Here is a 21,404-nt window from a genome sequence, read left to right on the forward strand (position 1 = left end):
TTAACAGTAACGCTCCGTTTGGTGACCAAGCGTGGCAATGTAGAGCGGCTAACGGTGTTGCGGCGCGGAAGACCTTCCTCAATTGGGCGTTTTGCCGAGGCAATGACGAGGACGAGCGTTTATGGCGGATTTTGCGGGTTGGATGGCGCTGGTGGCAACCTGCGTCGCAGCAGTGATGACAGCTTCGAACCTTGGCGTGCGCGTAACGGGTTGGGGTTTTGTCATTTTTACGGTGGGCGCGGCGGCCTGGGTTGTAGTGGGTATCGCTACCGATCAGACGCAATTGCTCTACTCGAACATTTTTCTAGGCCTAGTTGACGTCTTTGGTATTTGGCGATGGCTTGGACGGCGCGCGCGCATCAGCGACACCGCTCAGGCCGAGGTCGCACGCAGTACATTAGAGGATGGAGAGGCTCTTTTCTCAATCGCGACGCTGGACGGCTTGCCGATCAAGGCTAAGGACGGCGAGATCGTCGCGTATGCGGTGGATGCTCTTGCCGCCTCCTCAGGGGGGCGAATTAGCTATCTGATCATTCGCTTGGGCGGTGTAGGTGGGTTAGGTGAGACGCTGCACCGGCTGCCATGGCGTGCGACAAGGATCGCGGATGGCGAGGTCAAGACCGATCTCGATAAGAAGGCGATCCAGCGCCTGCCTGTTGCTGTCGCTAGCTGAGGAACTAACACGGGGCTCGACGAATGAATTGACATGTCATTCATGTTCGGTGTGCTCAGAGGCCTCGGCTCCCTCACGCAACTGGCTCCGCAACGTCGAGTAGGCCGTTGTCGCGCGTCCTATAGAAATGATACTGCACCGTCGTGAAGGGCGGGAAGTCGTCGGGAAACTGCGCCCATTGGCACCCCGTCGCAGCGATATACTGGATCGCATCCCACAAGGTTCGCGGCTTGTTCTTGCGTGGCCGTCCCACCTTAGCGCCTGAATCGTGGTCAGATGACAGCCCATTCTTCGTCTGTGCAATCGCTTGCACAGCGTAGCCCGCTTCTGTCATGCTCGCGGCGAGCGGTTGTGGTCCAGCCCATATGAGCCTCGTGGTCTTCGCAACCCCCGATGAATCGCACGCAACTAGAATTGCTCAACTCAATTTTCGGTCGAGCTCTCAATGGGAAGCAAGTCAATGCCGCCGATCATGCATGTTAGCCAAGGCGTAATCACTAACGTCATCCCGGGCTCGGTGCTCGCCAAACAGCATCGCAAGACCGCCGAGCTGAGTAGTGCCAAGAATTGATGCGCCCTGAGCATAATCACGTATGATACCACAGATGCCCTGCCCGGTTTCGAGTGGCGCATCGTGCGGTCGGGTTCGGCACATAATGAGGAACGACGATGGCGGTGCGACTGACGGACCAAAGATCGGTGGTCGTCATCAGCGATTGGATCGAGGGTCCGCATCGAGGCCACGCGTCCGACAATCGTCGGGCCGCACTCCCCACGCATGCGACGGATCCTGCGTTCCGGCCGTGGTCCGGCGATGGCAGTGCCAGCGCCGACGTGACCGGTGGCTATCTCGAGCGGATGCCGCTCGCGCTCGTCGCAGCCGGAATCGTCGAACAAGCGGAGATCTGGCATCATTGGCGCGGCGAGGACGAGCCGCCGTTTCGCCGCGACAACGCCGTGCTGGCCCGAAGGGCGTTCCGCATCGACGATGAAACCGCACCCTTCGCATCATCAGAGATGATCGCATTTGTCGAGGCGTTTGGCGCACCGCATATTTTGATCGTGCTAGGCCTCGGCGTCGAACCCGCGTTGCTCGACGCGTGCGCCGACAGCATCATCCTCTACAATTCGATCGACGCGCCATCGCTGCGCGTTCCGTCCGAAGTCAGCGCGCATTTCGACCTCGTCATTACCGGAGCGCAATGGCAGTCGGACGAGGTCGAAAAACGTCACCCCGGTATGCGCACCGCCATCCTGCCGATCGGCCCCGAGTTCGCGGCGATCGACCAGTTCCGTCCGCTTGGTACGGCCAAGGGTGTCGACCTGATCTATGTCGCTGCCGCGCAACCGTATAAGCGCCACGACATTCTGTTCGACGCGCTCGCGCAACTGCCACGCGATGTTCGCGCGCTCTGCGTGTTCGGCTACGGCGAGGACGCTGACGCGCTCCGCCAACGTGCCCGAGACCAGAATCTGTCCATCGAATTTGTTGGGCCGCCCGGCGTGCCGATCGATGAAGTCAATCGGCTGATGAACCGCGCGAAGTTCGGCGTCGTCTGCGGCATTGACGACGGCGCTCCTGCGATCCTCACCGAATACATGCTCGCCGGCCTGCCGGTGCTCGCTAACGCCGGCCTGCGGTGCGGATTGCAATTTATCCTGCCCGAGACCGGCATGACCGCTTCGACGAACGGGTTTGCCGATGCGATCCTTACAATGCGAGAAACCTGGGCAGAATTTCGACCCCGCGAGGCTGTTTTAGAACGTTGGACCTGGCCGCATAGCGTGGCCCGCCTCGGCGAGATTATCGAGCAAATACATGATGCAAAGCAATGAGAAATACATGACCGGCCATGATGACTCGGCCGGCTCATGGTTTTAGGTTCGAACACTCACGCGGATAACCGCGGATTATCGGATTGGAACAGCGTGCACGGTATCGGACCTACCTCCAGCCTATCCACAATCGACGATGCCGCCCCGCCGCCGCTGATCTGCTTCTCGCATCTCCGCTGGGATTTCGTGACCCAGCGCCCTCAGCATTTGATGACGCGGTTCGCGCAGAACCAGAGTGTGTTCGTCTGGGAAGAGCACATCCCCTGTGACCATCCGCTGCCGTTCCTCGAACACCACCCCTTCCCCGCCGATAACGTCGTCGCGCTGCGGCCGCGTCTGCCGCATTGGTGGAACGCCGAGCAGGTCGAAGCGGGCTTGCGGCACTTGCTCGACATGCTGGTCGCCACGAGCATTCGCGCGAAGCCCTTGCTCTGGTTCTACACGCCGATGATGCTCCCGTTCGCCGAGCATCTCGACGCCGCCGCCGTGATCTACGACTGTATGGACGAACTGTCCGCGTTCCGCTTCGCCGACCCCGCGTTGCTCGACCGCGAAGCCCGGTTGCTGGCTCGCGCTGACCTCGTCTTCACCGGCGGCTACAGCCTCTACGAAGCCAAGCGCGGGCGCCACGGCGACGTCCACGCCTTCCCCTCGGCGGTCGACGTCGCGCATTTCGCCCAAGCCCGTACCGGCAACATTGAACCCGAAGACCAGCTTCACATCTCCGGCCCGAGGCTAGGATTCTTCGGCGTAATCGACGAACGCATTGATCTGGCCCTGCTCGACGCGGTCGCCGCCCGGCGGCCCGACTGGTCGTTCGTGATGATCGGCCCGGTCGTGAAGATCGACTCCGCGCATTTGCCGCGCCGCGCCAACATCCACTGGCTCGGCGGGCGCGGTTACGGCGAACTCCCCGCCTATCTGTCCGGCTGGGACGTCGCGCTGATGCCGTTCGCGATCAATGCCGCGACGCGCTTCATCAGCCCGACCAAGACCCCCGAATATCTCGCCGGTGGCCTGCCCGTCGTTTCGACGCCGATCGTCGACGTCATCCGGCATTACGGCGACGCAGCGGCGGTGGCGATCGCCGCCGACGCGACCGCGTTCGTCGCCGCCTGCGAAGCCGCCCTGGCCCTTCCCCGCGAAGGCGCATGGCGCGACGACGCCGACCGCCTGCTCGCCACGCAATCCTGGGACCGCACGCAAACCACCATGGCCACCGAGATCGACCGCATCTTGAGCGGTAAGAAATACGCTCCCGCCCCGAAACGCGAACGCTACGACACACTCATAGTCGGCGCAGGGTTTGCCGGCGCGGTCCTCGCTGAACGGCTCGCGAACGACAGTGGCCAGCGCGTCCTGGTCGTCGACCGCCGCCCCCACATCGGCGGCAACGCGTATGACGAGCATGACGCAGCCGGCGTGCTGATCCACCGCTACGGCCCGCACATCTTCCACACCAATTCCGCCGACGTGTTCGACTATCTCTCGCGCTTCACCGAGTGGCGCTCGTACGAACACCGCGTGCTCGCCAGCGTCGACGACAAGCTCGTGCCGATGCCGATCAATCGCACCACGCTTAACGCCCTCTACGGCCTGTCGCTCGAGAACGACGCGGAAGCCGCAGCCTTCCTCGCCAGCCGCGCGGAACCGGTCGAGGACATCCGCACGTCCGAGGACGTCGTCGTCGCCGCGGTCGGCCGCGATCTCTACGAGACGTTCTTCCGCGGCTACACGCGGAAACAATGGGGCCTCGACCCGTCCGAACTGGACCGCGCCGTTACCGCACGCGTCCCGACGCGGACGTCCACCGACGACCGCTATTTCACCGACACGTTCCAGGCGATGCCGGCTAACGGCTATACGCGGATGTTCGAGGCGATGCTCGATCATCCCGGCATCACGCTCGACCTCGGCGTCGAATATCGCGACGTGATCGACCGCGTCGATGTCGACCACATCGTCTTCACCGGCCCGATCGACGAATATTTCGATTTCCGCTTCGGCAAGCTGCCCTATCGCAGCCTCCAGTTCCGCCACGAGACGCACGATGTCGCTGAGTTCCAGCCCGTCGCGGTCGTTAACTATCCCGACGAGACCGTGCCACAGACGCGCATCACCGAATACAAGCATCTGACCGGGCAACTGCACGCCAAGACCAGCATCAGCTACGAATTCCCGAGCGCGGAGGGCGATCCCTATTACCCGATCCCCCGCCCCGAGAACCAGGCGCTGTTCAAACGCTACGAGGCGCTTGCCGATGCCGAGGAAGGCGTGACCTTCGTCGGTCGTCTCGCGACCTATCGCTATTACAATATGGACCAGGTTGTGGGGCAAGCGCTCGCCACCTATCGCCGCATGGTCGCAAAGGCCGCCGTTCTCAAAACCCCCGTATTGGCCGCCGAATGACCCGCATCTGCCTGTTGACCGACAGCCGCACCCCGTCCGGCGTCGGCGCGCACATGATGACGCTTGCCGAGGGACTCGAGGCTGACGAGATCGTCGTCGCGGCGCGCGCCGGCACCGGCCTTCTTGAGCACGCCGCCGCGAAGGGCTATGCGGTCAAGTCGCTCGACGACGATGCGGACCTCGTGCGCTGGCTTGATCGCGCGGCGCCTGACATCGTCCACGTCCATGCCGGGATCGGCTGGGAAGGCCATGCCGCGGTTCGCGCCGCGCATGCGGCGGGCGTGCCGGTGATCCGCACGGAACACCTCCCCTATCTCCTCACCGACGCCGCGCAGCGCGACGAGCACCGCGAGACCTCGGCCGCGCTCGCACGCCTGATCTGCGTCTCGGACGCGGTCGGCGACAGCCACCGCGCGGCCGGCGTCGATCCCGCCCTAGTCGCGACGATCCACAACGGCGTCGGTGCGCACAGACCCTCGCGGTCACGCGAAGGGCTTCGCGGCGAATGGGGTGTCGGCGATGCCCCCGTCCTGCTGATGGTCGCCCGGTTCGCCGAGCAAAAGGGCCACGCGCTCCTGCTCGACGCGCTGCCCGCGATCCGCGCAGCGCACCCGGACGTGATCGTGCTGCTCGCCGGCGAAGGCCCGCTGCTCACCCGGACCGCACGCGCGATCGCGGCAAAAGGCCTGGCCGGCACCGTCCGCATGCTCGGCACCCGCAGCGACGTCGCCGACCTGATGACGCTCGCGGACCTGCTCGTCCTACCCTCGGCATTCGAGGGCCTGCCGCTGGTCGCGCTCGAAGCCTTGGCCGCCGGCCTTCCCGTCGTCGCCACCGTCGCACCGGGCAATGCCGAAGCGATCGAGGACGGCGTCACCGGTCGCCTAACCGCCGCCGACCCGGCCAGTTTCGCCGACGCGGTCGTCACGCTGCTGGCCGACCGCGAGCGCCTGCAATCGATGGCCAGCGCTGCGATCGAACGCCAGCAAGACCTTTTCTCAGCCGATCGCATGATCGCCGACACGCGCGCGGTCTACGCCGCCGTGCAAGACCAAAACACAAAGGGAGACGGCGTGAAGCGGACACGGATCGGGTTCATCGGCGCAGGCGGCATCGCCAATCGCCATTTCGGCGTGCTGGAGCAGTTCGACGACGTCGCGATCGTCGCGGTCGCCGACGTCGACATGGCGCGCGCGACCGAGGCCGCAGCCCGCTTCGGCGCCCGCGCGTTCGACGATGCGGCTGCAATGCTGTCCGCCGTCGAGCTCGACGCCCTCTACATCTGCGTGCCCCCCTTCGCGCACGGCGAACCCGAACGCCTCGCGATCGAGCATAAGCTCCCGTTCTTCGTCGAGAAGCCCGTCGCGCTCGACCTCGGCACCGCGGAAGACGTCGCGGCAGCCGTCGACCGCCTCGGCCTCGTCACCGCGGTCGGCTATCACTGGCGCTATCTCGACACCGTGGACGAGGTGAAGGCATTGCTCTCCGCGACGCCCGCCCGCGTCCTGTCCGGCTATTGGCTCGACTCCACGCCGCCGCCGCGCTGGTGGTGGAAGAAGGACGCATCGGGCGGCCAGATGCTCGAACAGACGACGCATCTCGTCGATCTCGCGCGCTATCTCGTCGGCGACGTGGTCCGCGTCTATGGCCAGTCGGGCCATGTCGACCGCGCTGCCTTCCCCGGCCTCGACGTCGCCACCACGAGCACCGCGATGCTCACCTTCGCCAGCGGCGCGATCGCCAACTTCGCGTCCACCTGCCTGCTCAACTGGAACCACCGCGTCGGCCTGCACCTGTTCGGCGAAAGGCTCGCGATCGAACTGACCGACCGCGACGTCATGATCGACATCGGCCGCGGCCGCCCGGTCCGCGGCACCGGCAGCGATCCCGTCGTGCTGGAGGATCGCGACTTCATCGACGCGGTCCGCGGGGGCGAGAACCGGATCCGCTGCCCCTATCCCGCCGCGCTCGAAACGCTCCGCCTCGCGCTCGCGATCGAACGCTCCGCCGCCGAAGGCCGAGCGATCGACGTCCGCGAGCGGGAGGTAGCGCATGTCTGAGTGGCGCCACGTCCGCTCGCTCGGCGTCGAACGTCCCGGCCAGGCCTATTTCTTCGGCTATGACGAAGCGCCTCCGGGTGACGGCCAGGTCCGGCTCGATCTGCTCTACACCGGGTTTTCCGCAGGCACCGAACTCACCTTCGTCAAGAACAGCAACCCGTATCTCCATTCGCGCTGGGACGCAGGCCGCGGCGTGTTCGTCCCCGGCGAGGCCAGCGCCCACTATCCGGTGCCGTTCCTCGGCTACATGGAATCCGCCCGCGTCAGCGAGAGCCGGGTCGATGATTTCGCGAACGGCGACGTCGTCGGCACGGTGTTCGGGCACAAGACCGGCCATACCGCGGACCTGTTCAACGACCTGCTGACCAAGCTTCCACCCGAGCTCGACCCGATCCTCGGCATCTATATCGGCCAGATGGGACCGATCGCCGCCAACGGCATCCTGCACGCGGATGTAGAATTGCTCGGACCCAATGTCGTCAACCTCGGCGACGGCATCCGCGGCCGCCCCGCTTTGGTGATCGGCGCCGGCATCGTCGGCATGCTGACCGCCCTGTTCGCGCAGGCCGCCGGCGCGAGCGAAGTCGTGATCGCAGACCCCTCGCCCTTCCGTCGCCTGCGCGCCGAATGCCTCGGCATCACCGCGATGACCGAGGACCAGGCATGGGCGTACGCTAAGGCCCGCTGGCTCCACGGCGGCGACGACCGCGGCGCGGACGTTGTGTTCCAGACCCGCGCCGATGCCGCCAGCCTGCACGCCGCGATGCGCGCGCTGAGGCCGCAAGGCACGGTGATCGACCTCGCCTTCTATCAGGGCGGCGCGGACAGTTTGCGGCTCGGCGAGGAGTTCCACCACAACGGCCTCAACCTCCGCTGCGCCCAGATCAACCGCGTCCCCCGCGGGCTCGGCTTCCAATGGGACCGCCGCCGCCTCGCCAACGAGACGGTGAAACTGTTGCTCTCCCGCGGCCCCGAAATCCGCGCGCAGCTCATCACGCATGTCGTGCCCTATGACGACGCGCCCGCCTTCATCGCGCGGCTGGTCGGCGAGCGGCCCGAATTCCTCCAGATCGTCTTCAAGGTCGGCGATTGAGCACCGCACTTACCGCCGACGCCCGACCGATCCGCATCCTGTTCGTCTTCGCATGGCTCGTCGTCGGCGGCGAGGAGACGGAAGTGCGACTGCTCGCCCAAGCGCTCGACCCGACGCGCTACAAGATTGAGGTCGTCGCCTGCTTCCGAAAAGGGGGCATGCCCGAGCAGACGCACGAGCAGCTGGAAGCGATCGGCGTTCCCGTCGACCGCACCCCCTACGCGCTCGGCTTCGACGAGACCGTCGCCTACCTCGCGAGCAAGCTGCCAGCGTACGACATCGTCGTCTCGTGCCAGAACGTCGCGGACATCTATCCCACGCTTGAACGCATGCACCTCCGCCCGCCGTTGATCGAACATGGCGGCCTCGTCTCCGAAGCGCTTGCCGGCCCAAAGCATTTCACGGCGCGATATGTCGGCGTCTGCGCGTCGATCCGCGACGCAGCGGCCAGCAGAATGCCCGGGCGCGAGCACCACGCGATCGAGATCCCGTCGATGGTCGACACGCGCGCCTTCGATCCCACCCGACGCGTCCCCGTGCGTACGGCACTCGGCATCGCCGACGACGTACCGCTAGTTGGCTGGCTAGGCCGGCTCGACCCGAAGAAGCGCGTCGAGGATTTCATCGAGGCCGCCGCGCTCGTCCACGCCCGCTACCCCGGAGCCCGCTTTGTCGTGATCGGCGGACCGGACGCGTTCATCCCCGAATACGCCGTCGCGCTCCGCAACCGAGCGCACGCCCTCGGCCTGGACACCGCTCTGACCTTCCTCGGCGATCGCGACGACGTGCCCGACCTACTCGCGGCGCTCGACATATTCGTCTGGCTCTCCCGTGGCGAGGGCATGCCGCACGTCATCGCCGAAGCCGGCGCTGCATGCCTCCCCGTCATCGCGACCCGCGACAACGGGTCCGAACAACAGATCGTTGACGGCGTGAGCGGCCTGTTCGTGCCACACGAAAGCCCGCCCGCAGTCGCCGCTGCAATCACGAAACTGCTAGGAAACGCAGCACTCCGAACACACTTGGGCACCGCCCTCCGCGCCAGAGTCGACACCGAGTACGCCGTCGCCGCCGTGGTCCCCCGCTGGGAGGAATTGTTTGCCGACGTGATCGGGGACCGACCAGCTGTATTACCTCCACCCCGCCTTTTCCGCAGCTTCCTCCAAGGCGGCTTCGAATCCTCCACCCACCGCCGGGCACACGATCGAAAGCGCGTCGACGTAATCGCCGCGAGCCATCACGACACCCTTGCCGCGCACGATTACAGTGAACTCGCCAAGCTTGGCCTCCTGACGGTCCGCGACGGCCTGCGCTGGCATTTGATCGAACGCGAACCCGGCCGCTACGACTGGTCCAGCCTCGACCGACAGCTCGAAGCCGCCAAGACGAACGGCACAGAAGTCATCTGGGACCTGCTCCATTACGGCTTGCCCGACGACATCGACATCTGGACGCCCTCCTTCGTCACCCGTTTCGCCGCCTTCGCCGCTGCCGCCGCACGCCACATCGGCCCGGCCGATGCGGGCGAGACTCGCTTCTACGCCCCCGTCAACGAAATCTCCTTCTTCGCCTGGGGCGGCGGCGACGCAGCCTATCTTAATCCGTTCGCACATGGCCGCGGCCACGAACTGAAGGTGCAACTGGCCCGCGCGTCGATCGCCGCGATGGAGGCGATCGTCGCGATCGACCCCGCCGCAAGGTTCGTGCACGCCGACCCGGTCATCAACGTTATCACCGACCCCGCCCGCCCCCACGACGCCCCCGCCGCCGAAGGGCACCGCCTCGCACAATACCAGGCCTGGGACATGATCGCGGGAAAAGCCTGGCCACAGATCGGCGGCCACCCGGCGCTGCTCGATATCGTCGGTGTCAATTTCTACCATAACAACCAGTGGATCCACGGTGGACCACCGCTAGCTTACGACCACCCCCTCAGCCGCCCACTCCACGCGATCCTCGCAGACGCCTATGCCCGATATGGCCGCCCAATCTTCATCGCCGAGACCGGCATCGAAGGCAGCGCCCGCCCCGCGTGGCTTCGCATGATCCTGCGCGAGGTAAAGATCGCCCGATCGCTCGGCGTACCGATCCAGGGCGTATGCCTCTATCCGATCCTCGATCATCCCGGCTGGGACGACGATCGCTACTGCCCCAACGGCTTGCTCGCCTGCTCAGCGATCGTGAGCGACCGTATCGCAGATGCTGCGCTCGCAGACGTCATTCGGACTTGGTCGCTTAAAGCATAATTGAGAGAGTTTCTGAACTAAAGCACGCTCGTACCGGCAAAACAGACCATTAGCATCGCGCCGGGTGACGATCGTCAGAAAATATTCGATTCTGGTGTGCCAGACCTACTACCAGTTCGCCGGCCAGCATTACAGATGTTGTGATTTCACCTAACCAAATAATAAGGTCTCAATCAGCGCCGATCGGGACCGCCTGAAAAGTCATATTCTTAAGAATGCGAAACGTATGCGCTTTGAGCGGACGAGGCCCCTCTTGGACGCCTATCTTTACCGTACGCCTGTGCCACATCGCGACGACAGGGCATCCTGACCTACGTATTCTCGATTGGCGGCCGTCGCTGGTAAGGTTGTTTAATTCGGTTCTCTGCGTTCGCTTGAGCCAAGCGCTCGGTCATCTCACCCTGACTGGCCATTGCGTCCCAAGCATCTGCCGATCGCAGATGACGCTCTCGAACAAGGGGTAGCGTGGACCGCTCCGCTTCCGATCTTTCATGGGCAGCAGCGTGACGGTATGACTCGGTTTGAGAGAGGCTCATACGACTAGCCTTTAACCGACAACTGAAGATCTAAAACCCCATACGGCTGAGTTCCCCGCCCCAGACCCTCATGGTAGGATTGCTTATGCTCAAGATAAAAAAGAAGCGGCTGACCGATCGCGGCGATCGCGCGGTCAAACGCCTTGCCGAGATCGAGACGTGTATTACAGGCCTTGCGGACAACGATCTGCTGGATCGGGCCGACAAAGCCGAGCTTTATACGCCGACCGCCGATATGGCGTTCTTGGAAATGACACGGCGGAATATCAGCCTTTGAAGGCAGCGAGACCGCGCGGCGCTGACGCCGTACGCCAACGCTAAGCCAACTCACCATCGGACAGGGCAGTTTATCGACCAATGCAGCGCTATGTCATCACTTGGCACGGTCGGCTTCTGGTCATACAGCGACTGAGATTCGACCGAGCCACATATGTCGCGAGCTAACCAACATGCAGATCATCGTCCGCGACAACAATGTCGACCAAGCCCTCCGCGCCCTAAAGAAGAAGCTGCAGCGTGAAGGAGTTTACCGGGAAATGAAGCTGCGGCGGCACTACGAGAAGCCGTCCGAAAAGCGTGCACGGGAACATGCTGCGGCCGTCAGCCGTGCCCGGAAGGCGGATCGTAAGCGCGCCGAACGCGACAATTGAATGGCGAAGGGGTCGTGTCGGGAATCGGCACGCGGATAGATGAGACCGGTACGCTGATCCTCGACGGCGGTGCTTTCTACCTGCGGCGGGATCTCGACGGTCGCTACGAACTGGAACTGCATCGCACGCCGGTCGATCTGGTAGAGAAGCGGGTCCGCCTGGTCGGCACGTTGGTAGGCCCAGACCTCGTTAATGCCGAGGGCGTCGCGCCTGCCTAAGCGACTGAAGCGGCCAGACACGCAAGCCAACGACTTGGCGCATCCCTGATTCAACCTGACTCATACCGGTTGCCTGGAAATCGTTGCTGGGCATCATTGCGTTATGGGACAGATTATCACGCACGCCTGTGGACATGAGCAGATCCACTATCTCTCCGGCTTCGCCAGCCAGCAGGAGCGGAGAGCTCGCTGGCTGGAGACGACCAAGTGCCGCACATGTTTTGTTGCGACCAAGCAGACCGAGCAGGCAGAAGCGGCCGTTCGTGATGGCGCAGCCATTGCCCACCTGGACCTGCCCTTGCTTACCGGCAGTGATCGGCAGGTCGCATGGGCGACAACCCTGCGAGCCAGCCGCCTTTGCGCGTTCATCGCGACCCCGGCGACAGAAGGTAATGGGCACAAAGTGTGCACCCATGTTACCGACGCGAAGTGGTGGATCGACCACCGTACCCTGACAGATACTCAGTTGCTCGCGGAAGCCGAGCTCTACGCCGTTGGGATCGACAAGTCGGCAAGCGGAGACATTGATACCGGCCTGCCGCAGGCTGCCTAACGATGGCTTACTCGGGTGTCGTCGAAAGCACGAACTTTGACGAGAATTCGTCCTCCGACGATACCTTTTTGGTTGGCAGCCCACCCGAATTAGCACGGTGCAAGGCCGTTACCCGTTTAACCTGTGCAATGCTGCATCCGGCCAGCTCGGCCGTTCTTACAATGCTCATGCCAGCGTCACGAAGCCCGATGATGCGGCGATGGTGCGCAAGGTCAGGCTTGCGCCCGATATACCGGCCTTCCCGCTTGGCGATTTCGATCCCTTCGCGCTGGCGTTCACGACGAGTCTCGTAATCGTCGCGGGCGGTCTGTAGCGCTACCCGCAACAGCATATCCTGCACCGCCTCGAGCACGATCCGGGCAACACCAGAACTATCGGCAACGAGGTCGGACAGATCAACGATCCCCGGCACCGCGAGCCGAGCTCCTTTCCCTCTGATCGTCGCCACCAACAACTCCGCCTCGGGCAAAGGCAGACGACTGATCCGGTCGATCTTCTCCACGACGACCACCTCACCAGGCTGGAGGTCGGCAACCATGCGCAGCAGTTCTGGCCGGTCCGGTCGAGCGCCCGATGCCTTTTCCCGGTAGACTGCTGCCACATAGTATCCAGCTGCTCGCGCCCCGGCGACTATCGCTTCCTTGGCGAGCGAGATCCTGCTTCTCAGTACTCACCCGCAGATACACCCGCGCGGCCTGGATCGTGTTCCGCTTTTCCTGTTCGCTCATCTCAGGCTTTCTTGGGTATACCCTAGTTGACGGGGCCTGAATGAGGCTGGGGTTGAGAATGCGCTAATCGCCCCAAGGTGGTCATGGTGTCGCGCAAGTGTTTCGGACCGCGTGCATTTCGCGAACGACATTCGCGACAGCCTGACCCTCGGCTTGCTGGTCGTAGTGGCGCTGTCGCGAAACTTAGCACATCCGCGACACTTGGATGTCCGTCAACGCCCGCCTCTCGGTGATAGGGGGTGCGGACGAAGGGCAGATTTCCACCGGCGAAGCCGAAAAGCTGCCTTCTACCCAAGCAGCATGTTCACCAAACCTCGCTGACGTGACAATCAGATCGATAGCGGCTCGGTAAGATCTTTGAGCTAACACGCGAGGCATGCTTCTTCGCGCCGCCTCCCGCTGGTTTTTGGTTATGCTGCTGGTGGCAGTAACGGCGCTTGCTGTGATCCGCGTGGCGGCAGGGATGCGCGAACGTGATGGGCGAGTTCCTGCGCATCTCCATGCAGTAGTCACCCCGCTCGGCCAAGTGATGGTAGACGAACGCGGCCCGGCAACCGGCCGAACCGTTTTAATCGTACCAGGCACCGCAGGCTGGAGCGGATTTTGGCAGGAGGTAGCAAACCACCTGGCAGTGCGCGGCTATCATGTAGTCGCGGTGGATCTGCCGCCGTTCGGGTATTCCGAGCGCGATGCCGCCGCGCGCTACGATCGACGTTCACAGGCGACCCGCCTGGCGGCGGTGGTGGCAGCAACGACACGCAACCCAGCAATGGTAGTCGCGCACAGCTTCGGTGGTGGGCCGGCCACCGAACTCGCCCTGACGCATTCGGATCAGGTCGCACGGCTGGTGCTAATCGACGGTGCGCTAGGCGAGCTTGATCCCAAGTCTGCTGGCGGCGTCCCTTTGCTCCGGTCATCGCTGCTTGCGCAGCCGCTGATCGCGGCGACGCTTACCAACCCGCATGCAATCGGCGCCATGTCGCGCTCCATGCTGGCCCGCAAGGAGGCCGCGGCGCGGTGGCAGGAGACACTGCGGGCGCCTATGCGCCGCCCCGGCACCACTGCCGCCTATGCAGCCTGGCTCCCCTCGCTGCTTGCGGCCGATGACGGCGCGTTGAGTCGCCGTGCAGATGCACTGCGCCGAATGCAACCGCCGGTGCGGCTGATCTGGGGTGAAGCCGATACCGTCACTCCGATCGCCCAGGGCCTTCGGCTTGCCAAGCTGTTCCGTGCGCCGATCACACGGCTGCCGGGTGTCGGTCACGTTCCTCATATTGAGGATCCCGTTCACTTCCTGTCGGCGCTCGACGCTGCCATCACGGAGCCAGTCCGATGAAACGTCAACGCCTGCTGCTTGGAGCATCCGTCTTGGCGCTCACCGCCGGTGGCGCAACCGCCTATGTCTTGCCCTTTGCCGCCGATCCGGTCGGGCCGAAGGATTGCGCCTCCGTCCTACCACCATTGGCCGGGGAGAAACCTCGCCCGGCCGCCGTGCGCGAGCCCAACTGGGCGCAGCGCGGCGGTCACATCAACGACGCGAGCTGCCTAAGCCGTACGCCGGTGGCCGGCGTGGTGCGCGTGCGCGGTGAAGCCGATGTCGCAACCGCGCTACGCTACGCGAGTGCACACGGCCTCACCGTGTCCGCGGCGGGCGTCAAGCACTCGATGGGTGGCCAGGCGTTCCGGGCCGGTGGCGTGGTGCTCGACATGCGCGGCATGGACGCGATCCGGCTCGATCCTGAAGCCCGCACCGTGACGGTTGGCAGCGGCGCGACCTGGCACGTAATCCAGCTCGCCGTGCATCCGCGCTTCGCGGTCAAGGCGATGCAGTCCACCGACATCTTCTCCGTTGGTGGATCGATCAGCGTTAACGCCCATGGCATGGATCATCAGGCGGGCGCGGTGATGAATTCGTTGCAAAGCGTCCGGATGATGCTCGCCGACGGGCAGGTGGTCACCGCGTCGCGAACCGAAAACCCGGAGCTGTTCCGCCATGTGGTCGGCGGTTACGGGCTGTTTGGCACGATCCTCTCGGCGACACTGGATGTGGTCCCTAACGACGTCTACCGATCGGGTCGCGAGATCATCGATTATCGCGACTTCCCGGCGAACTTCGAGCGGATCGCGACGGACCCGACGGTCGGGCTCAGCTATGTCCACCTCTCGACTTCACCTGACAGCCTGCTCCGGGAGGCATTGGTCTACACATACACCAAGCATTCTGAAGATCAGGTGCTGAACCGCGCCGAACTGTCGGAGGTCACGTCCACCAAGATCCGCCGCCTGACGGTAAACCTCGCCAAGCGCAACGACACGTTCAAGCGGATCAAGTGGTGGAGCGAGAAGAACCTCGAGCACCGCTTCGAGACGTGCACGATCACCCGCGCACAGGCCCAAGGCTCGGGCGAGGCGTGCCTGGTCGCGCGCAACGACCCCATGCACGACTCGGTCGCCTACCTGTTCAACAACTTGCCGGGCGAAACCGACATCCTCCACGAATATTTCATCCCGCGCGCCCAGATCGTGCCGTTCATCGACGGCATGCGCACGATCTTCGAGCGGGAGCGCACCAACCTCGTCAACGCGTCGATCCGCGCGGTGGGCACGGAGGACAACGCCCTGAGCTATGCGCCGGCGCCCGCCTTCTCAGTGGTGCTCTATATCAACCAGCCGACCACGCCTGAGGGAACGGCGGCGATGCGGCGACTGACCGGTGAGTTGATCGACCTCACCGCCAGCCATGGCGGCCGCTTCTTCCTCCCCTATCAGTTGCATTATACGCCGGCGCAACTCGAGCGCGCCTATCCCGGGATCGGCGCCTTCTTCGCCGCCAAGCGCGACTGGGATCCCCAGGGCCTGTTCAGCAACACCTGGTATGCCCGCTACGCGCCGTTCGTTGCGAAGCAGCCGGCGCCGATGCGACCCTCAACTACGGCGCGGGCGCCGTTGGCGTAGAGCCGCTGGACGAAACGAGGGTCGTCGCTGTGGGCGAGCGTGGCGCCGCGGCGCACTTCGACGATGCGACCGCCAGCCGCTGCGATAATGCGCACTGCGGCCGAGCCGTTACCGATGACCGCTACTTGCCGCCCCGCGGGGCCAACGAACGGCATGGCGAGCAGGATGGCGATCCATGCGCCAAGCACCATCAGCAGCTGAGCGGCGGTGCGGGTGATCCGCTTAATAGTCGTAGACATGCTCGACCACGCCGCCGATTGCCTGAACGCGGCGCATCGTTGCGAGCAGTTTGGCGACCGGTACGGCAATGCCGACGCGCCGCCACCCGGGCTGGTCGAGCGGCATCGCCAGCACCGCCTTTCCTGGCGCCGGTACCCTGTCTGGCAGGAGCAGGGTGGCAAAGATCGTCGTGTTGCCGGCGATCTCCACCAACCCGACCCGGGTTGCTGACAGCTTTGCGAGCAGATCGTTGAACTGCTGGTAACGCGGCGCCTCGACCAGCGTCAGCCCGCCCGGCAACGAGGCTATCGCGTTTAGCCGCGGATCGACCGCGCGGAGAGTGGCAGGATCGCCGTACGCCACCAGCCGCAGCGTCGGCTGGTCACGCCCGACGGTCGCCCCGGTCGCTGCATCGATCGCCTGGGCGTAGACGGCCTTGACGCCATATTCTGCAGCCAGTGCGAACCGGCGTTCCCAATGCCGGGCATTCAGCGCTGGCTCCCGCGTCCGCCACACGCCACTCAGCGCCTCGCCGAACGGGAAACGATACCAGGGTGTCTCGTGCAAAAAGGCGCCATAACGTTGCTGGACGTGCGCGGCATGGCGATCGTCGGCGCTCCTCCACCCGCTTGTCGCTTCGAACAGCCGCCCGACCGTGCGCTCATAGGCCGATTTGACTGCCAGCTCGACGGTGTAGCTGATGCCGATCGTGTAGATCGTCACCTTGGCCGCGCCCGCTTCCGGACTGGCCTGAGTGATGCGGTTGACGGTGCAGTAGCTGGTCCAGAACTGTCCGATCTGCTGGCCATAGGCAAAGCTGCTAGGCGGCTTACCGGAGGCCAGGTGGCGGGCAAAGGCTTCCGCTTCGTAGACGATGTGCCATTCGGGATAGGTTAGAAAGGTTTGCGCCTCCGGTCGCCGATCGGCTGCGGGAAGCAGGGGACGTCGGCCGCTCGCATCCGAAAGGCCGGGCAGCGGCGTGCGGCAGCTTCCCTCTATATACGCCATTGGCACGAGCACTATGGCGGCGATCAGCCCGCCGGCAACGGCCGCCAGACGCCAACGGCGCTTCACGCCACAGCGCGCTGCGCTGCCCCCGTCGGAGCTTGCGCCAAACGATAACCCACCCAGATCGCGACGCCGCCAATCAACAGGTGCGGCAAGTTGGCGAAGACATGCGCATAAAGCGACTGTTGGATCGGTCCGTACAGAAAGATGCCGCCATCCAGATAACCGCTGCCGAGGAACAGCCCCATCACTCCGTCGGCGAAGTAGAGCGGCCCGAATAGCCGAAAATAACGGCGGGCCGCGCCGTATGACCACCAAGCGGCGATCCCCGCCCAGAGGCCGGAGAAGAAGTGAAGGCTGTCGTCATAAAGATCGAGCTTGAACAGCCCGAACAGGTTGCCGTTGGCATCGTTAAACTGCGGCACATAGCCAACGGCTACCACCAGCATGAAACCGATGCAGTAAGCTGCCCCGAACAACCGGACCCGGTTCATCATCACCCCCCAAATGGCCGTTCCCAGCTTGTCACGAAGGCAGTTGGCAAACAATGAGCAGACGGCCGAAGAGCAGCTAAATGCGATATGGCCTGGAAGCGGCCGCGCTGCTGACCAAGAAAGCCGGCCCTACCAAAACACGTTTCTCTCCAAGCAAGCTGGGGACGCTAGGTAACGGCACGTCGGCCCTCTCTGTCGCAAAAGCAGCGACATACGCGACGTCCGAAAATCAGCACTTATGCGACGAGCCTATGTCCGCTCCCGCCCAAACCCGGACGTTCAGGCTGGCGATCCGGGCGCCCAGATTCGGTCGTTCCGGACCGACCTTGGATCCCGGAACGCACCATTCGCGATGCACAAATCATCACGGCTTAGGGCAGAGCAGTTGGTTGATGTTCAATTGCGGGGAACGCCGATGCGTGTCATTCTTTTCAAAAGCTAGATTGGACCTTGATGCTTTTGATAATCGCCCTTCTTCAAACTGCGGTCCCATTGCCGCCACTTCCACGGCGCTGGGCTCAATTTAGCCGCGCGGGCGCACTAAACCACATCACTGAAACAGTTGAAATTGCGACGGGTGATCGAGATGCAAGCAATGATTTCCCTTATAGATTGCGATTAATAAAACAATCAACTGAGGGCAACGAAGTATGGATGGCTGACAGTGAAAACTGTCCTGTCATACTGGATGTTGTTAAAAGCATGAAAGGCATAAAAATGCCTACATTCGCCCCATACGGTATACCAGGCCAATCAACCAAATCAATGTTTGATGGGACAGGTTATTCTTTATCCGCGCCCACGTCCGACATTGCAGGTGAAGTTACCGTAAGTTCTAATAATAGATCATCAATTGCAATATGGATTGATGCGTCCTTCATCCAGCTCACCCCCTGTTGGAGAAAATCATCTTTTTAATTCGCTGAGGCTTTCGCCAAAACCCTTCATCGCGGGCCAAGAGGTGGGTCTTATTTAAAACCTGAGCTTACCGTGTATCTATGCCTGGATAATGCACAGGGCCTCATAAGGAGAAAAACATGCGAATCGCTTTGGCTATGGTTCTGGCAACATCGACCGCAGCCTATGCACAAATCAGTAGTAACCCGATCAGCGTTCCAGAGGTTGTGCCAATTCCAGATGGGTTATCGCAGGTAACAGCAATCAAAGTCACGGATGTGGCCGAAGAATACAAGATCGCCAAAAAGATGAAACTTCGGCCAATGAGTCAATCGCTCGTTACCACGGGTGGCTACTACGATGTCCTGAACTGCGTCGACGCGGCGGGAAAGCCTCGTGAGTTATGGTTCGACATCGGTAGTTTCTTTCCGGGTTCCTACCAAACAAAGTGAGGCTCTATCTGCAGGGGTAGAGAGGGTAACAACGCCATTCTTGGGCAGCTATCGAACTCTCCTCCCCAATTCCGGCCATTCCGCTTCCGCCCACTTGCAGACATTCCAGGTCAGTTACAGACTAGACTCATGCGTGCTTCCACTGCCTTAGCCCTACTCGCATTGGCATCATGCAAAGCCGCCCCGCTGGCCAGGCAGGCTGGCGACCAATCGCAACGTAGCGACGAGCGCGAGATTACCGGTGTCCTGACCCTATACACCGAGGGCGAATCGTTCCAGCAGTGTCCACTAAGAGAGCCTTGGAACTGCTTCAAGGTCAAGGGGCCGGAGTGCGGATTTGACGCTACGCCTGAGGCTCGGACCTTGATCAACACGGAGATTACTAAGTCAGGAGCAACCCAAAAATACGCTACTTTCGGGATAGTGATGATTGGTACCCGATCAGATGGCATCCATGCCGGACATTTATCCGGCTATACCTGTAAATTTCATGCGCGCTCAGTTCTCCATGTCAGGGAAGTGGCAAGCGCGCCGCCAGACACCTCGAACGCTGTTAGCGTCCGCTAGCCTCTCGAACCGGCCATTCCACTAACGCCGACACCCGGACGCTCAGGCTGACGATCCTGGATCCCGATACCGGCCATTTATTGAGCGCGACCTTCTTCGCGGGGCCGCGGTAGGCCGCAACAGCTATTGACCCTACAATATACGATACATGTACGATACATATAACAAAGCATGAGGATTGGATAATGGGTTTGGTGAAGATCGATGACGAGCTGCGCGAGGAAGCCCGCCGCGCCAGCGCCGTCATGTGCCGATCGATCAACGCTCAGGCTGAGTTCTGGATGAAGATCGGTATGCTTGCCGAGGCCAATCCCACCATGGCCTTCAACGACATCATGAGGGCGCAGCTCGCGGAGGCGAACGTCCGCCTAGTCCAGCCGCTTGCGGCTTGATCAAGCACTGCCATCGACCCCAGCCGCCAGCTAGGACTGACATGCCTTTTCACGACGACATCGCAGACTTCTTCGGCCGCTACGTCGATGCCTTCGCACGTGAGGACGCAGGCACGTTAAGCGAGCTATGGGACGAGGTTGGACTGTTCCCCACCCCCACCGGCAACTTCGCCATGCCGCGATCCGCGTTCCGTGACCATTGTGCCACGCTGTTCAATTTCTATCGAGCTCAGGGCATCGTACGGCCGGAGGGCGCCCTGCTATCCGCCGACGAACTGTTCCCGGGCGTTGCTCAAGCGCGCATGGCCTATCGCATGATGGGTGCTGATGACGCTCCGGTGGCCGAGTGGGAGCATGTCTATGTCCTACGGCATACCGACACCTGGCGCATATCGCTGACCATAGCCGATGGCGAGATGGCAGCTTGGACGGCAAAAGGCGTTCAGCTCTGATCAAATGCTGCCGCTCAGCCATTCCCGAAATACCGTCGCTGCAAAAACCGGCAGGCCGCAACGTCGGCTATCGCCACCCTCGTTCCCGAAAGCAGCCAGTCGGCAATCCACCAAACCCGGACATTCACGGCTGACACGCATCGGATTTCTGCATCAAGTGATGCCACGATTTCCGCGGCTTCGAGCCTGATGCAGATCTTGTAGTTTTTGCATCATGCTGCGAGGAATTCGCACTTAGGCTGCTATCGCCCTTGCATCGCAAAGCAGGGTGAACAAACCTCTAGTGCCGCCTGGAGAAGTGATATGCTTATACCTTTAATAAGCCTGCTGGCAGCCGCACTCGCTCCAAGCGCTCCGACGACGGAGGCGATTTGCACAGTTGGACGTGCGGCTCTTCGAGATCTACCCGGTATCTATAATAACTATCCTGCGGACTCATACTATGCCGCTTCCGATGCAAACGGACGCGATCTGCTGAACGTGTGTCCTAAACTAAAAAATGAATTGCCAATCGGCTATTCGGAGGCGACGGATGATGCTAATACACGAGCAAATATACATGTACCTGTACCGGGATATAACCCTCGACCTGCCTATATATATTCAATAAATGTACCTAAGTTCAGCGTCGCTCTAAAATCAGCTACCGTCCATTTCGAGTATACTTGTACTGGCCTTTGCGGCGGAGCTTTTGAAGCTCATTACGCCTTAACGCAAAACGGATGGCAACGTCGGGGTGCGCTCCGAACACTATACGTCTCATAGGGGACTTGGGTCAGTTCTATGCAATGCCGGCTAGCTCAAGGTGTTGATGCAAACTTGTGAGTTTTCCATCAAAACCATTCCGCACCGAGTTTAAATGCGGTTGTTTCAGGTCAAGACGATAGCCAACATTGGCGAGAGAAGCCCTTACGACCAGGCCGCCGCTAATCTATATGGCATTCATAGAGCTCGCTTCGTGCTTGG

20 protein-coding genes and 1 pseudogene are annotated in these 21,404 nt (G+C 62.4%); 16 read left to right on the plus strand and 5 right to left on the minus strand.

Features of this window, described 5'->3' with window-relative positions:
• Positions 1-121 precede the first annotated feature (121 nt).
• On the plus strand, positions 122-673 hold the full coding sequence (locus FHY04_RS06175; RefSeq protein WP_183935807.1) for a PRC-barrel domain-containing protein: 552 nt from the start codon (positions 122-124) through the stop codon (positions 671-673).
• A gap of 73 nt (positions 674-746) precedes the next feature.
• Here the strand turns inward: FHY04_RS06175 and FHY04_RS06180 are convergent, their stop codons facing one another.
• Positions 747-926, minus strand: coding sequence for a transposase (locus FHY04_RS06180; protein WP_183935808.1), 180 nt, complete (start codon positions 924-926; stop codon positions 747-749).
• Positions 927-1,342: 416 nt separating this feature from the next.
• On the opposite strand from FHY04_RS06180, the gene FHY04_RS06185 reads away from it, so the two are divergent.
• From FHY04_RS06185 to FHY04_RS06220, 9 genes are all read left to right on the plus strand, one after another.
• Complete coding sequence (locus tag FHY04_RS06185; protein WP_260171343.1) at positions 1,343-2,509, plus strand: glycosyltransferase family 4 protein; 1,167 nt, start codon at positions 1,343-1,345, stop codon at positions 2,507-2,509.
• A gap of 210 nt (positions 2,510-2,719) precedes the next feature.
• On the plus strand, positions 2,720-4,918 hold the full coding sequence (gene glf / locus FHY04_RS06190) for a UDP-galactopyranose mutase (protein WP_183935865.1): 2,199 nt from the start codon (positions 2,720-2,722) through the stop codon (positions 4,916-4,918).
• Positions 4,915-6,978 (plus strand): glycosyltransferase, encoded by a 2,064-nt coding sequence (locus FHY04_RS22270; RefSeq protein ID WP_221211660.1) that lies wholly within the window; start codon positions 4,915-4,917, stop codon positions 6,976-6,978. The genes glf and FHY04_RS22270 overlap by 4 nt, the downstream gene beginning before the upstream one ends.
• A complete protein-coding gene (locus FHY04_RS22275) occupies positions 6,971-8,071 on the plus strand; it encodes a zinc-binding alcohol dehydrogenase (RefSeq protein ID WP_221211661.1) in 1,101 nt (366 codons plus the stop codon). Before FHY04_RS22270 ends, FHY04_RS22275 begins: the two co-directional genes overlap by 8 nt.
• On the plus strand, positions 8,068-10,317 hold the full coding sequence (locus tag FHY04_RS06200) for a glycosyltransferase family 4 protein (protein ID WP_183935809.1): 2,250 nt from the start codon (positions 8,068-8,070) through the stop codon (positions 10,315-10,317). The genes FHY04_RS22275 and FHY04_RS06200 overlap by 4 nt, the downstream gene beginning before the upstream one ends.
• Positions 10,318-10,938: 621 nt before the next feature.
• Positions 10,939-11,130 (plus strand): hypothetical protein, encoded by a 192-nt coding sequence (locus FHY04_RS06205; RefSeq protein WP_183935810.1) that lies wholly within the window; start codon positions 10,939-10,941, stop codon positions 11,128-11,130.
• Positions 11,131-11,302: 172 nt separating this feature from the next.
• Positions 11,303-11,503: a 30S ribosomal protein S21 gene (gene rpsU, locus FHY04_RS06210; RefSeq protein WP_031393196.1), complete on the plus strand. Its 201-nt coding sequence runs from the start codon at positions 11,303-11,305 to the stop codon at positions 11,501-11,503.
• Positions 11,504-11,517: 14 nt separating this feature from the next.
• Complete coding sequence (locus FHY04_RS06215; protein ID WP_183935866.1) at positions 11,518-11,721, plus strand: DUF5818 domain-containing protein; 204 nt, start codon at positions 11,518-11,520, stop codon at positions 11,719-11,721.
• 103 nt (positions 11,722-11,824) lie between these two features.
• Positions 11,825-12,274, plus strand: coding sequence for a hypothetical protein (locus tag FHY04_RS06220; protein WP_183935811.1), 450 nt, complete (start codon positions 11,825-11,827; stop codon positions 12,272-12,274).
• Positions 12,275-12,281: 7 nt separating this feature from the next.
• Here the strand turns inward: FHY04_RS06220 and FHY04_RS06225 are convergent.
• Positions 12,282-13,002 (minus strand): annotated as a pseudogene (locus FHY04_RS06225) (recombinase family protein).
• Positions 13,003-13,378: 376 nt separating this feature from the next.
• Here FHY04_RS06225 and FHY04_RS06230 point away from each other — a divergent pair.
• Complete coding sequence (locus tag FHY04_RS06230; RefSeq protein ID WP_183935812.1) at positions 13,379-14,338, plus strand: alpha/beta fold hydrolase; 960 nt, start codon at positions 13,379-13,381, stop codon at positions 14,336-14,338.
• Entirely contained in the window at positions 14,335-15,957 is a 1,623-nt protein-coding gene (locus FHY04_RS06235; RefSeq protein ID WP_183935813.1) for an FAD-binding oxidoreductase, read from the plus strand. The genes FHY04_RS06230 and FHY04_RS06235 overlap by 4 nt, the downstream gene beginning before the upstream one ends.
• On the opposite strand, the gene FHY04_RS06240 is transcribed toward FHY04_RS06235, so the two are convergent.
• From FHY04_RS06240 to FHY04_RS06250, 3 genes are read right to left on the minus strand one after another with little or no spacing between them, the layout of a single operon-like run.
• A complete protein-coding gene (locus FHY04_RS06240; protein ID WP_260171344.1) occupies positions 15,885-16,196 on the minus strand; it encodes a hypothetical protein in 312 nt (103 codons plus the stop codon). The two genes, FHY04_RS06235 and FHY04_RS06240, sit on opposite strands and share 73 nt — an antisense overlap.
• Positions 16,180-17,250, minus strand: coding sequence for a hypothetical protein (locus FHY04_RS06245; protein ID WP_183935814.1), 1,071 nt, complete (start codon positions 17,248-17,250; stop codon positions 16,180-16,182). The genes FHY04_RS06240 and FHY04_RS06245 overlap by 17 nt, the downstream gene beginning before the upstream one ends.
• Positions 17,247-17,681, minus strand: a complete 435-nt coding sequence (locus tag FHY04_RS06250) for a DUF4383 domain-containing protein (RefSeq protein ID WP_244650446.1) — start codon at positions 17,679-17,681, stop codon at positions 17,247-17,249. Before FHY04_RS06250 ends, FHY04_RS06245 begins: the two co-directional genes overlap by 4 nt.
• A 450-nt stretch (positions 17,682-18,131) precedes the next feature.
• Between FHY04_RS06250 and FHY04_RS06255 the strand changes: the two genes are divergently transcribed.
• From FHY04_RS06255 to FHY04_RS06270, 4 genes are all read left to right on the plus strand, one after another.
• Positions 18,132-18,596, plus strand: a complete 465-nt coding sequence (locus FHY04_RS06255) for a hypothetical protein (protein WP_183935815.1) — start codon at positions 18,132-18,134, stop codon at positions 18,594-18,596.
• A 119-nt stretch (positions 18,597-18,715) separates the two neighbouring features.
• Positions 18,716-19,027, plus strand: a complete 312-nt coding sequence (locus tag FHY04_RS06260; protein ID WP_183935816.1) for a hypothetical protein — start codon at positions 18,716-18,718, stop codon at positions 19,025-19,027.
• A 752-nt stretch (positions 19,028-19,779) separates the two neighbouring features.
• Positions 19,780-19,986, plus strand: a complete 207-nt coding sequence (locus FHY04_RS06265; protein ID WP_183935817.1) for a ParD-like family protein — start codon at positions 19,780-19,782, stop codon at positions 19,984-19,986.
• Between the two features lie 41 nt (positions 19,987-20,027).
• Complete coding sequence (locus FHY04_RS06270; protein WP_183935818.1) at positions 20,028-20,438, plus strand: hypothetical protein; 411 nt, start codon at positions 20,028-20,030, stop codon at positions 20,436-20,438.
• Positions 20,439-21,404: the final 966 nt, after the last annotated feature.

It is taken from the genome of Sphingomonas sp. BK481, from assembly GCF_014194875.1.
In the GTDB taxonomy this organism is placed as follows: domain Bacteria; phylum Pseudomonadota; class Alphaproteobacteria; order Sphingomonadales; family Sphingomonadaceae; genus Sphingomonas; species Sphingomonas aerolata.